Annotated in this window: 12 protein-coding genes; 9 read left to right on the forward strand and 3 right to left on the reverse strand. The window is 58.0% G+C overall.

Annotation, left to right across the window (positions count from 1 at the left end; translation table 11 throughout):
- The first annotated feature begins 77 nt into the window (after positions 1-77).
- From IEN85_RS08855 to IEN85_RS08870, 4 genes are all read left to right on the forward strand, one after another.
- Positions 78-2036, forward strand: a complete 1959-nt coding sequence (locus IEN85_RS08855) for an FAD-dependent oxidoreductase (protein WP_191616739.1) — start codon at positions 78-80, stop codon at positions 2034-2036.
- A 1-nt stretch (position 2037) separates the two neighbouring features.
- Positions 2038-3378 carry a cytochrome c3 family protein gene (locus IEN85_RS08860; RefSeq protein ID WP_191616740.1) on the forward strand — a complete coding sequence of 447 codons (1341 nt, stop codon included), beginning with the start codon at positions 2038-2040 and terminating at the stop codon, positions 3376-3378.
- A 131-nt stretch (positions 3379-3509) separates the two neighbouring features.
- Positions 3510-4001 (forward strand): hypothetical protein, encoded by a 492-nt coding sequence (locus IEN85_RS08865; protein WP_191616741.1) that lies wholly within the window; start codon positions 3510-3512, stop codon positions 3999-4001.
- Between the two features lie 86 nt (positions 4002-4087).
- Positions 4088-4465: a VOC family protein gene (locus tag IEN85_RS08870; protein ID WP_191616742.1), complete on the forward strand. Its 378-nt coding sequence runs from the start codon at positions 4088-4090 to the stop codon at positions 4463-4465.
- A 95-nt stretch (positions 4466-4560) separates the two neighbouring features.
- Here the strand turns inward: IEN85_RS08870 and mtaB are convergent, their stop codons facing one another.
- Complete coding sequence (mtaB, locus tag IEN85_RS08875; RefSeq protein ID WP_191616743.1) at positions 4561-5895, reverse strand: tRNA (N(6)-L-threonylcarbamoyladenosine(37)-C(2))-methylthiotransferase MtaB; 1335 nt, start codon at positions 5893-5895, stop codon at positions 4561-4563.
- A 121-nt stretch (positions 5896-6016) separates the two neighbouring features.
- On the opposite strand from mtaB, the gene IEN85_RS08880 reads away from it, so the two are divergent.
- From IEN85_RS08880 to IEN85_RS08895, 4 genes are read left to right on the forward strand one after another with little or no spacing between them, the layout of a single operon-like run.
- Positions 6017-6802: a CPBP family intramembrane glutamic endopeptidase gene (locus IEN85_RS08880; RefSeq protein WP_191616744.1), complete on the forward strand. Its 786-nt coding sequence runs from the start codon at positions 6017-6019 to the stop codon at positions 6800-6802.
- A complete protein-coding gene (locus IEN85_RS08885; RefSeq protein WP_191616745.1) occupies positions 6786-7766 on the forward strand; it encodes a thiamine-phosphate kinase in 981 nt (326 codons plus the stop codon). The genes IEN85_RS08880 and IEN85_RS08885 overlap by 17 nt, the downstream gene beginning before the upstream one ends.
- On the forward strand, positions 7750-8181 hold the full coding sequence (gene tsaE / locus IEN85_RS08890) for a tRNA (adenosine(37)-N6)-threonylcarbamoyltransferase complex ATPase subunit type 1 TsaE (protein ID WP_191616746.1): 432 nt from the start codon (positions 7750-7752) through the stop codon (positions 8179-8181). The genes IEN85_RS08885 and tsaE overlap by 17 nt, the downstream gene beginning before the upstream one ends.
- A gap of 37 nt (positions 8182-8218) precedes the next feature.
- Positions 8219-8812, forward strand: a complete 594-nt coding sequence (locus IEN85_RS08895; protein WP_191616747.1) for a class I SAM-dependent methyltransferase — start codon at positions 8219-8221, stop codon at positions 8810-8812.
- A gap of 82 nt (positions 8813-8894) precedes the next feature.
- On the opposite strand, the gene IEN85_RS08900 is transcribed toward IEN85_RS08895, so the two are convergent.
- Positions 8895-9911: an aldose epimerase family protein gene (locus IEN85_RS08900; protein ID WP_191616748.1), complete on the reverse strand. Its 1017-nt coding sequence runs from the start codon at positions 9909-9911 to the stop codon at positions 8895-8897.
- Between the two features lie 157 nt (positions 9912-10068).
- On the reverse strand, positions 10069-11073 hold the full coding sequence (locus tag IEN85_RS08905; RefSeq protein WP_191616749.1) for a twitching motility protein PilT: 1005 nt from the start codon (positions 11071-11073) through the stop codon (positions 10069-10071).
- 330 nt (positions 11074-11403) lie between these two features.
- On the opposite strand from IEN85_RS08905, the gene IEN85_RS08910 reads away from it, so the two are divergent.
- Positions 11404-12246 (forward strand): prephenate dehydrogenase, encoded by an 843-nt coding sequence (locus IEN85_RS08910; RefSeq protein WP_191616750.1) that lies wholly within the window; start codon positions 11404-11406, stop codon positions 12244-12246.
- Positions 12247-12265 lie beyond the last annotated feature (19 nt).

Raw genomic sequence — 12265 nt, forward strand, 5'->3', positions numbered from 1 at the left:
TTAGATACAGGTAGACGCTTAGAGAGGGCGTGGGGTTCATGCGAGCCCCACGTCTAAGCCTTGCCTGCCTTACTTCCTTGAAACCATCGCACCCAGAGTCACCGCCCTTGCGTATTGTCATCGTTGGCAACGGGATGGTTTCCCATCGCTTTTGCGACGAGCTTTCCAAAGCAAAATTCGACCAGAAACTGAAAGTCGACATTTTCGGCGAGGAACCCCACCCCGCCTACGATCGCGTCCACCTCACCGACTACTTCAAGAACCCCTCCCCCGAAACCCTCAGCCTCGGAAACTCAGACTGGTATTCCCGGAAAGGATACAAGCTTCACTGCGGTTTGCGCATCGAAAAAATCGATCGCGAGCAAAAGACCGTCATCGATGCTGCCGGCCAAAGCCACCCTTACGACAAACTCGTACTTGCCACCGGATCCTACCCCTTCGTTCCCCCCATCGAGGGAAGCGATGCTCCGGGGGTCTTCGTCTACCGCACCATCGCCGACGCCGACGCCATCATTCGCCATTGCGAGGGCAAATCCTCCGCCATCGTTTTAGGTGGAGGACTTCTGGGTCTCGAAGCGGCAAACGCGCTTAAAGAGCTAGGATTAAGCGCCACCGTGGTGGAGTTTGCCAATGGTCTCATGCCGCGCCAACTCAACCAAGACGCGTCACTCGTACTTGAACAGCAAATACGCCAACTCGGTGTCACTCCCCTCGTGGGCAAAGGAGCTCAGAAGATAGAACGATCGAACGACGGCCTTTTGGTCAGCTTCAACGACGATACCAAGTTGCTCACGGATATTCTGGTCGTTGCCGCTGGAGTGCGGCCGGCCGACCAGCTCGCTCGGGACGCCGATTTGAATCTTGGAGCCCGCGGCGGCATCATCGTCAACGACCAGCTGCAAACCTCCGATCCTTCCATCTACGCGATCGGCGAATGCGCCCTGCACCGCGGGCAAATATACGGCTTCGTGGCACCCGGATATCAAATGGCAGAAGTTCTGGCCGACCAACTTTGCGACGGAAGCAAAACCTACCAAGGCTCCGACCTCTCCTGTCGCCTCAAACTCCTAGGGATAGAAGTAAGCACCTTCGGCGACTATCTCGGAGAGGGACGCACCCTCGTGCACCGCAGCCCGACAAGCTATCGCATGATCGTGCTCAAGCGCGACTGCTTCGCCGGCGGAACCGTCGTCGGAAAATGGGACCAGACTCACCAGCTCCAGCTAGCAATCAAGGAAGAGCGTTTCATGACGCCCTCCGAGCAAGCCGCTTTCGAAAAAGACGGCCAAATTCCAGAGGGAGACGCATTGGCTGACTGGCCAAACAATGCCATCATCTGCAATTGCACGCAAACGACCAAAGGGAGCCTTTCCATCTGTATCTCATCCGGCTGCAAGACGGTGTCATCGCTCGGCAAAGCGACCGGAGCAGGATCGGTTTGCGGCTCCTGCCGTCCGTTGCTTGCCCAACTTTGCGGCGAATCAGGCCAAGAGGCCGCCTATCGCCCCAAAGGTCGTAAGAGCCTGTCGACAACTGCAACCGTCGCGCTGCTGGCCTGCCTAGGATTCCTCCTCCTCGCCGCCTTTCCGGAACCGCAGAGCGTGCAGACGCTATACTTCAAGATCTCAAAGCTCTGGCACGAGTCCCTCTACAAGCAAGTTTCGGGTTACAGCATGGCAGGCTTGTCTTTGCTGGCATTGCTACTCTCCGCTCGCAAACGGGTTCGCTTCCTGCGTCAGGGCAACTACGGCTGGTGGCGAGCCGCCCATGCCATCCTCGGAACCCTCTGCCTCGCCACTCTCGTAGCCCATACCGGCCTTGACTTCGGCAAAAACCTGAACCTCTGGCTCATGAGCTGTTTCGTCGGCTTGAACCTAGTAGGCGCGCTCGCAGGCCTGAGCATCGCGATGGAAGACAGATTCAGCGGCCCTTGGTCCCGCCGTATCCGTTCCCTGGTTACCAAAGCCCACATCCTCTTCTTTTGGCCCTATCCCGTCCTGCTAGGTTTCCACATCTACAAAGCCTACGCCTACTAGCATGAACCGAAAAAAGCTCCAATGGGTCTTGGCCGCGGCGACGCCTCTCTGGTTGACCTTCCACTTTCTCGCTTCGATCAAGGGCGAAAAGCGCAACGCCTTCATGCCGGGAGACGCTTCCCATGGACACCATCAGATCGAGCTGCAATGCTCCGTCTGCCACACCCCTGACATGGGCGTGAAGCACGACGCTTGCGCCTCATGCCACCAGGATGAGTTGGACCGAGTCGCCGACTCCCATCCCATCACGAAATTTCTCGATCCGCGAAACGCAGACCGCGTCGCCATCCTCGACGCCCGCAAGTGCGTGAGCTGCCACGTCGAGCACCAGCCGGACCAAACCGCCCCCATGGGCGTCACCTTGCCCACCGACTATTGCTACTTCTGCCACCAAGACGTAGCCGATGAGCGCCCCACCCACGAAGGCCTGCCTTTCGACAGCTGCTCCACCTCCGGCTGCCACAACTTCCACGATAACACCGCCCTCTACGAAGACTTCCTGGAAAAGCACCTCGACGAGCCAGCCTTCAAGCTCAGCCCTCACGTTCCCCAGCGACAGTACTACGGAAAGTGGAGCAAGGAAAACGAACGCGCCCCGCTCGGCCTCTCCGAACGCGACGCGCCAAGCTCCGTTTCCTACTCGCAAGACGTCGCCTTCGAATGGTCCAACTCCAGCCACGCCCAAGCGGGCGTCAATTGCCTCGACTGTCACCAATCCCAGGATACGGGAACTTGGCTCGACAAGCCCGGCATCGCGTCCTGCCAAACTTGCCACGACTACGAAGCCGAAACCTTCCTGCAAAGCCGCCACGGCATGCGGCTCGCCCAAAACCTCTCGCCCATGACGCCCGCCCAAGCCCGCCTCCCCATGCACGCGGGAGCCGCCCACAAGGAGCTCAGCTGCGTCTCCTGCCACGACGACCACAGCTTTGAAACGAAGTTCGCGGCCATGGACGCCTGCGTGAGCTGCCACGACGACCAGCACACCCGAGCCTACAAGGAGTCCAAGCACTTCCAGCTTTGGGTCGCCGAAACGCAGGGCCAAGCCGAGCCCGGCACGGGCGTGAGCTGCGCTACCTGCCACTTGCCCCGAATCGAGCTGACCGAATTCGGCGAAACCGTCACCAAGGTCCTGCACAACCAAAACGACGTGCTCCGCCCCAACGAAAAGATGATCCGTCCCGTATGCATCCAATGCCACGGCGTCGGCTTCTCCATCGACGCCCTCGCCGATCCCCTTTTGCTAAAGAACAACTTCCAGGGCATGCCCAACGAGCACGTGGAAAGCATCGATATGGTCATCGAAAAGCTCAGCCGCGTGGCAGCCGAACGAGCAAAGTAGCCAATGGATTTCCAAACGCCTAAGAGACTGCCCGTAAGGTTTCGCGCTCGCGACGCGAAGCCATACTTATTTGCCCAACTTTATTCTGAAACGGCTTTCGTTCGCGCCGATTTTCGCTATGCTGCAAGCCGATGATTCTTGGGCAGCTCATCCAGACGGGGCGTCGCTTTTGCGAGTGCCGCTCGAGCGATTTCATTCCGAAATCCGAGGATACCGTCGTGGTCATCGCATACAGCATCGACGACAAGTTTCTCGCTCACTCCTTCGACACGGACCTCCTCGACCTCAAGGGCGCGATCCGCACCTGGCTCCTGCAAATCAAGGCGGTCGGCTACCTGCTCATCCGACGCAAGCCCCATGGGCTGCAGCGTGAGTTTCCCAGCCCTCTCGGTCGCCGCCCCATGGACCAGGTCACGCTGACCGCCGCTACCAAGGAGGAGTTCACCGTCGTCTCCTACTTCCTGGAGGAAATCAGCGGACTCGATTCCTATCGCCTCGTTCCCGCCCAAGCCCGCGGAGCGAAATCCGACTCCACTCGCCAAAACCTTTTCCGAATCCAAGAGGAAAAACCCGAAGCGGCGCCGCGCACCCTTTGCTTCGAGTTCGACGGAATGGCTAACTGACACGGCAGTCAAAGCTGGCCAAAAACCGTAGCTTTGGGAGATAGAGGCTTGGCCTCCGCCTTACCCATCTCAATAACTGCAAGACTATGATCAAATTCCTCCATACCCGCGTACGCGTAGCCGACCTGCAAAAGTCCATCGACTTCTACTGCAAGCACTGTGGCTTCCAAGTATTCAAAGGCCCAAACACCAGCCCCCAGGGCAACCAGATCGTACACCTTGAACTCCCCGGCAACGACCACATGCTGGAGCTGACTTACTCGCCCGACTTCAAGGTAGAGTTCCCCGAAGACCTCATGCACACCTGCATCGGCGTGGACGACATCAAGGCCTTCTGTCAGAAGCTCGAGGACGACGGCGTGGAAGTCTGGCCCGGCAACTGGAAGGAAAAGGAGAACTTCTCCATGGCCTTTATCACCGACCCGGACGGCTACGAAGTCGAGATCCTGCCCAACAAAAGGTAGGGCGGCATCGCCGAGGCCGCCGCAACATCCAGATCCCGTCGCGCTGCGCTTTGGCCAGCGTCCACGCTGCAGGATCAAAGCTCCGCGCTACGAGCTCAGTCCAGCATTTCCAGCAACTCGCCCTCGACGTAGTCGGCGGCGAGTTTTTTCAGCTTCACCCGCCCGCATCGATTGGCGAGATCAAGGCCCTTCTCCGCTGACAACTCTCCCACCCGCGGCACCACCACGCGGATATAGTTGTCCGTATAGGAAGGCCAGCTTTCCGGCTTCGGATTTTCGAACAGCACGCGCATCTCTTGGCCGAGATAGCTTTCATACATGTCGTATCGCTTTTTTGAAGACAAGCGGCGCAGGTAAGCGCTACGCCTCGCTCGCTCCGGGATCTCGATCTGGTCAGCTCGTCGAGCGGCAACCGTGCCCTTGCGCTCCGAATAGCTGAACACGTGGCAGAAATCGAAGGGATTGTCTAGGAACACGCTGCAGGTTTCCAGGAACTCTTCCTCTGTCTCCCCGGGAAATCCCACCATGATGTCCGAACCGATGTAAACGTTCGGCACGCTGTCGTGAGCAAGGTGCAAGAAGTCCAAGTATTCAGATGTCGTATACTTGCGGCGCATCTCCTTGAGCACTTTGTCGCATCCGCTCTGCAGCGGGATGTGGAAAAACGGCAGCAAGGCATGCTGCGGATCGTTCATCAATGCGAACAGCTCCGTCGGGATGGTCGTCGGCTCGATACTGCTGATGCGAATCCGGTCGATGCCAGGGATCGCGTTCAAACCTTCCAACACTTTCAGCAAGTCACCGTCTTTCGTGTCGTAAGTGCCGATGTTCACGCCGGTGATCACAACCTCACGAATCCCCTGCGACGCCTTTAGCCGCGCCTCTTCGAGCAAGTTTTCCATGTTCCGGGCCCGAGCCGCTCCACGAGCGAAAGGAATGATGCAAAAGCTGCACACGAAGCTACAGCCGTCCTGGATCTTCAGGTTCGCCCGCTGGTTGAACGGAATGTCACCGAAATTGTGGATCGAGAAGTCCTCCTGGGAGATCTTCTCGCGCACGATGACCGGCTTCTCGTTCTTTTCCTGGCCGATGTAGTCGATCACGCTCATCTTTTCCTGATTCCCGATGATCAGGTCCACTCCGCCAATTTCCGCGATTTCCTTGGCTCCCATCTGGGAATAGCAGCCGACCACCGCAGTGTAGGCTTCAGGATTCTTGCGCACGAATTGGCGTATGGTCTGCCGACACTTGGAGTCGGCCAGATTAGTCACCGTGCAAGTGTTAATGATTCCCAGATCCGCGTCCTCGCCAAACGGCACGATTTCGTAGCCACGCTCCTGCAAGCCTTGCTGAATCAGCAAGGTTTCGGATTGGTTGAGCCGGCAACCAAGCGTGTGCAACGACGCCCTTTTCTTGTGAGCCTTTTCCATGCGAAGACCGGCTACCAAAAAGCATCCCGCCCAGATGTCATGCAAAAACCTTCTCCAAGCGGATTTCGCGCTTTTCGACTCGCTCCCTGCCTCGAAGACGCTTCCTTCTTTTCAATCCAAAATGACTTTAGGAAACACAACGGAGCCCATCCCCCTCATCGCACGCAACTCCCTCCCCAAGTGGGAGATACGGGGCAGCGACTTTTGGGTGTTCATCGCTCTTCTCTTCTCTGCTATGGGGTTCTGCTCCTACCTCGGCGCCAAGATTGCCCAATGGCTCGTTGCTCCCGAACCTGAGTCAGAGCCACCGCTCATGGTCGCTCTCGCCGCCAACCTTGGCATGCAAGCGGGCATGTTGGTGGCGTTTCTCTGCTTCAAGAAGTTCGTTCAAGAGCAAGACCACGCGCATCGTCCTTCCGAGGCCCAGCCCTTCCACCAAGCCGCCCTCACCGGACTCAAGTGGCTGCTCATCGCCTATCCAGTCATGTTCGGAGTAAACCTCTTCTCCAGCATCTTTCTGGACTCGCTCGGATACGAACGAACCTTGCAAGACCCCATCAAGATGGTCTTGGAAGGCGGCACGGCCCTCGAAGTGGCTATCATGTATTCCGTCATCGTCCTGGTCGCGCCCGTTTGCGAGGAGGTCGCTTTCCGTGGCGGCATCTTTCGCTACCTGCACTATCGCATGCCGCTCTACGCATCGATCGGACTGTCCGCCTTCTTCTTCGCGATACTGCATGCGAATCTCTACTCTTTCGCGCCCCTCATGACCATCGGCGTTATGTTGGCCTTCGCCTACCGCGAATCCGGCAGCCTCGTGTCCAACATCGTCTTCCACTCCGCTTTCAACTCGATCAACCTTGGGCTGATCCTCCTCTCCCCGGAATCCCTTGAATCCCTACACTGAAGACCAGAGCCAATCCATCGGGAGCCTAGGCGAGAGCAAGCTGATCGAGCAACTGAAGGATTGGCTGGGCGATGCAGCGCCCGCAGCCCCCTTCGGCATGGGAGACGATTGCGCCGTCCTGCCCTTCCCTTCCCCCGGTGCCCAACAGCTCGTCACCGCCGACCCTATCATCTACGGCAAGCACTTCGACGCGCAAGTTTCCCCAGCTCAGGCCGCGGCCAAGCTGATGCGAAGGAACCTCAGCGACATTGCTGCCATGGGCGGACGTCCCACCCACGCGATCATCTGCTTAGCCCTCGATCCGAAGGTATCCATTTCTTGGATCGAACCATTCTACAAAGCCCTGGCCGAGGAAGCAAAACGCTTCCAGTGCGTCATCGTCGGTGGCGACGTCTCCAGCGCCGACCACTTTCTCGGCGCCTTCCTCACTCTCTACGGAGAAACCTCCGCCCCGCACCCCCCTCTGCTACGCCACTCCGCTCAAGTGGGCAGCCCCATTTTCGTGACCGGATCTCTCGGAGGCACCCGATTGAAAAAGCACCATAGCTTCATTCCCCGCATCTCGGAAGGACAGTGGCTTGCTCGTTCAGAACATTGCTTGAGCTGCAGCGACCTTAGCGACGGGCTCGGCAAGGATTTCGCCAATGTGCTGCCCCCAGCCTTGGGATGCGAAATCGACTGTTCCCAGCTTCCCATTGCAGACGACGCCATCGAAACCGCAAAGTCCTCCGGAAAAGATGCCCTGTATCATGTTTTCAACGACGGAGAAGATTTCGAACTCATCTTCGCCCTCAAACCCGGCACCGCAGTCGACTCTTTCCTGACTCAATGGAGAAAAGAACTGCAAACGCCTGTCACAAAAATTGGATACGCAACGAGCCGCACAGTCAGCAAGGCACCGAGACTCAGCTTTAAAAACGCGCCCCAGTCACTTTCCGCTAACGGCTATGAACATCTTAGATAGACTCAAGTCAGGCATCACCACCTCCAGCGTGGAGGCGACCTACCAAGTCGCGTGCGAACTCGCAGCCCAGTTGCCCGACGAGGCGGTGCTCACCCTTGAGGGCGACTTGGGAGCCGGCAAAACCACCTTTGTCAAAGGCCTAGCCCAAGCTTGGGATATCCAGGAAGCGGTTACCAGCCCCACTTTCAATATCTACAACCTCTACCAAGGAACGCGGCAGCTCGCCCACATGGACGCCTATCGGCTCGAGAAGTCGCCCGAGATCTGGGACGAGCTCATGCTTGAAGAGCTCATCTTTCCGCCCTTTTGCCTCGCCATCGAATGGCCCAGCAAATTGCCCTTCATCCCCTGGCCCATCACCCACCGCCTCCAACTCACCGCCCAAGGAGAAATGCGGACCATATCCCTCGCCTGAGGACGGACGCAACGCAGCTCGCTAACCACCTTTCCTGATGAACAAATGGGACCAACGCTACTCCTCCGAAGCCTTTGCCTACGGAACTGAGCCCAACGACTTCCTCGCAGAGCAAGCCCGTCACATCCCTAGCGGTCCCTGCCTTTGTCTGGCCGACGGGGAAGGCCGCAACGGAGTCTACCTCGCCAGCCTTGGCCATCCAGTCACTTCCGTCGACTCCTCCCGGGTCGGACTTGAAAAAGCTCAGAGGCTCGCCACCCAGAAAGGCGTGCAAATCCAAACGATTCACTCCGACCTCGCCGACTTCGCCTTCGAACCCGAAAGCTATCAGGGAATCGTATCCATCTTTTGCCACCTTCCCTCCGAATTGCGCAAATCTGTCTACCGAAAATCAGTAGCGGCCCTACGCCCTGGAGGCGCATTCATCCTGGAAGCTTACACGCCGAACCAACTCGGAAAAGGCACTGGGGGGCCTCCCGTTGCAGACCTCCTGCTAAGCCTTGATGACCTGCGCCAAGACTTGGATGGGCTTAACTTTGTCCTCGCTCGCGAAACCGAACGAGACATCCGAGAAGGACAGCTGCACACCGGAATCGGATCCATAGTCCAAGTGGTAGCGATTAAGGAGTAGGAAAAATCAAACCTGCGTTTGCTCACAAAAATGGCGGCGCCCCACAAAGGGAACGCCGCCATTTGCGAAACGCGCGCGTGCCTTACCTGACACCGAAGGCGTACACGGTCTTCGATCGGAACACCTCTCCCGGCCGTAAGGTCGTGGAGGGAAAATGGCCAAAGTTTGGCGAGTTCGGAAAGTGCTGCGTTTCTAGGCAGAAGCCGTCACGCTTCTGATAGACCTTGCCTCCCTTGCCGGTGAGCGATCCATCCAGAAAGTTGCCAGCGTAGAACTGAACCCCTGGTTCGCTGGTGTAGACCTTCATCTCACGGCCGGACTTCGAATCGTAGGCGACCGCCGCAAGTCCGAAGGAACCGAACTGCTTGTCCAATACCCAATTGTGGTCGTACCCCCCTAGCTGGCTGATAAGCGGGTCCTCCGAGTTTATGGTCGAGCCGTATACTCGTGGCGAACGGAAGTCCATGTCCGTGCCGACAACGCTCTTGATCTCGCCCGTCGGGATTCCGCCCTCGTCGGTCGGCGTAAAGAACTTGGCGTTGATTTGCATCTCGTGGCTCAAGGGCGAATCACCGTCGTGGCCCGCCAAGTTGAAGTAGGCGTGGTTGGTCGGATTGTAGACAGTCGGCTTGTCCGTGGTCGCTTCGTATTCGATGATCCACTCGTTCGCGTCCGTTAGCTTGTAGACAACGGTGGCCTCCAAATTGCCAGGATATCCCTCTTCGCCGTCGGCGCTCCGGTAAGTGAGCTTTGCTCCCGTGTATCCATCTCCGGATACGAGCTCAGTCTTCCAAACGACCTTGTCGAAGCCGAGCTTCCCACCATGCAAATGGTTTGCTCCGTCGTTAGCGAACAAACCTGCGAACTCCTCGTCATCGAGGGAAAACTTGCAGTTTCCAATACGATTCCCGTAACGGCCGATGATCGCTCCAAAGTACGCGTCGTTGTGGTCGCGATACTCCTCTACCGTTTCAAAGCCGAGCGCGACGTCAGCGAAGGTGCCGTCGCGGTCCGGTACGTGAATTTCCGATACGATCCCGCCAAGATCCGTGAACTTGAGCTTAAGACCGTTTTTGTTTTCGAGCGTGAAGAACTCCATAAAAGAGGGTTTCTAGGGTGATAATGAAGTAGTGGAAACGACCCGCAGGACAAAAGTCCCGCCGACGCTCCGCATTCTAAGCGCTCCTTCCGAGTGGCAAGCACCAAGTCACCCGCATCCCCCAAAGGAGGCAGCTCCCCACTTCGAAGCGTTCTCGCTAACGCCCTTGGCCAAGCATCTTTCCGAAGACCATCCGCCCGCCGCTGGTGGGGATGATGCTGTCGACTTCGATGAGAACCTCCGTTCCCACCAAATCCGCAGCCCCGTTGACCACGACCATGGAACCGTCTTCCAAGTAACCTACGCCTTGGCTGTCTTCGCGGCCGGTTTTGACCAGACGCACCGTGATGGCTTGCCCCACCGTCACCTCTTGCGAAATCGCCTTCGCCAAACCGAGCATGTCGACGAACGGCACGCCTTCTTGCTTGGCCCGCGTGGTGAGCGACTCGCTTGCCGCCAGCAATCGCCCTTTCAAGCTCCGCACGATAAAGAGCATCTTTTCCTCGCGGCTTTGCCCAGACTTGAGCTCGCTCTCGTGCACCCGCACCTCCACATGGTCGAAGGACCGCAGCTCCGACAAGGTTTTCAGCCCACGCTTTCCCCGGTTTCGCTCCTCTTCCACCGAGGAGTTGCTCAGTTCGTTGAGCTCATCCACCACGAACTTGGGAACGAAAAAGAGGTCCACCAACATGCGAGCGGCTACGAGCTTGGAGACGCGACCGTCCACCAATACCGTCTCGTCCAAGACCGCCAGCGGCACTTCCACCTGCTGTTGCTCGAATCGCACGTAGGGAATGACCAAGTTAAACTCGTCCTTGCCCCGCAAGGCTATGACTGCCCCCAGGTAGCTGACGGCCACGAACACCCCGACTCGGGAAATGTAGATGACCTGGGCGTCTCCCTCTTCGAAAAGCGGTGAAATCGTGATCAGGTGAGCTGCTAAAATTCCCGCCAAGAGACCGAAAGTCAGGGCCGACAAGCCCCGCAAGGAGAAGCCCTTCATCAGCATGTCCACCAAAATGAGAAGGCAGCCGATCAAGACGGAAACAGTCATAACCAGCCAAACGCTGCCGAGGTCGTTGAAGGCGTACCAAACGCCATAGCCACCTAAGGCGCAGAACGCCAAAAGGATAGCACGAAAAGTGAAGATCGATTGGTTCATGGTAGGAGTCGTTTCGGACAGGAATTATGGGATGTCCGGCGGGCAATAATCGAAGCCCTAGGTATCCTTTTCCTATCGACCCGGAAAGACCCCAATCAACCGGAAAATACCATGTACGCCAGAGCGAGGATTGGGGCAGCGATGAACACCGTCATGACCCAATAAATTATTCGCTTGGCGCGCTTTGCCTCTTCACTGTTTTCTTCCGGCTCTTCCATCCTTCGAAATCTAGCCAAAACGCTAGCGGACAGCCGTTTCCAGTAAAGGACCAAGCGCCGCCCAAGAACTGAATTTCCTCGCAACTACACTTTCAAGACCCTTTCCGCCAACGTGTTCCAAACCATCACCATCGTAGCCCCCGGACTCCTCGGCGCCTCCCTCGCCATCGCCGCCCACGAGAAAGGCGTCGCCCAAAAAGTTTCCCTCTGGGCCCGTCGCTCCGAAGCCGTCGACTCCCTCCTGCAACAACCATGGTGCGCCCGCGCCAGCACCGACCTCGCCGAAGCCTGCAGCGATGCGGAGCTCATCGTCCTCTGCGCCCCCGTAAACCGCATCATCACCCTCGCCCGCGAAATCGCCGCCTTCGCCACCGGAAATCCGATCGTGACCGATGTCGGCAGCGTGAAGGCCGACATCGTACGCCAGTGCGAAGCCGCCCTCGCAGGAAAAGCTCGCTTCCTCGGCTCCCACCCGATGGCCGGCTCCGAGAAGACCGGCATGGAGAACGCCAGTGGCGACCTCTTCGAGCAACGAACTTGCTTCGTCACTCCTTCGCAAAGCTCCGATCCCGAAGCCCTCGCCAAAACCATCGCCTTCTGGAAAGCCGTCGGCTCCCAAGTCGTCGAAGAAACGCCCGACCGACACGACGAGATCGTCGCCCAGGTCAGCCACCTCCCCCACCTGCTCGCTTCCTCGCTCGCCACTTTCCTCGCCAACCGCTGCCCCGCCGCCGCTGACTACTGCGGCAACGGCCTGCGCGACACCACCCGCGTCGCCTCCGGCAGCCCCGAACTCTGGCGGGAAATCGTCGCCCAAAATCGCCACGAAGTCCTCCGCGCCCTGCGCGATTTCCAAAACCATCTGCAAACCCTCGCCGCCGCCATCGCCAACGAAAGCGATTTCGAACTCCTACAGCAACTCGCCGACGGAAAACAATTCCGCGACCAACTTTAACACTCCACGTGGGACGGCC

Source organism: Pelagicoccus enzymogenes (genome assembly GCF_014803405.1).
GTDB lineage: Bacteria > Verrucomicrobiota > Verrucomicrobiia > Opitutales > Opitutaceae > Pelagicoccus > Pelagicoccus enzymogenes.

Excerpts from the sequence above, each read along its gene's own strand:
- tsaE (WP_191616746.1), top strand. The coding sequence starts at position 7,750 with ATGAACATCTTAGATAGACTCAAGTCAGGCATCACCACCTCCAGCGTG.
- IEN85_RS08905 (WP_191616749.1), bottom strand. The coding sequence starts at position 11,073 with ATGAACCAATCGATCTTCACTTTTCGTGCTATCCTTTTGGCGTTCTGC.
- IEN85_RS08880 (WP_191616744.1), top strand. The coding sequence starts at position 6,017 with ATGACTTTAGGAAACACAACGGAGCCCATCCCCCTCATCGCACGCAAC.
- IEN85_RS08860 (WP_191616740.1), top strand. The coding sequence starts at position 2,038 with ATGAACCGAAAAAAGCTCCAATGGGTCTTGGCCGCGGCGACGCCTCTC.
- IEN85_RS08900 (WP_191616748.1), bottom strand. The coding sequence starts at position 9,911 with ATGGAGTTCTTCACGCTCGAAAACAAAAACGGTCTTAAGCTCAAGTTC.
- IEN85_RS08870 (WP_191616742.1), top strand. The coding sequence starts at position 4,088 with ATGATCAAATTCCTCCATACCCGCGTACGCGTAGCCGACCTGCAAAAG.
- mtaB (WP_191616743.1), bottom strand. The coding sequence starts at position 5,895 with ATGGAAAAGGCTCACAAGAAAAGGGCGTCGTTGCACACGCTTGGTTGC.
- IEN85_RS08895 (WP_191616747.1), top strand. The coding sequence starts at position 8,219 with ATGAACAAATGGGACCAACGCTACTCCTCCGAAGCCTTTGCCTACGGA.
- IEN85_RS08865 (WP_191616741.1), top strand. The coding sequence starts at position 3,510 with ATGATTCTTGGGCAGCTCATCCAGACGGGGCGTCGCTTTTGCGAGTGC.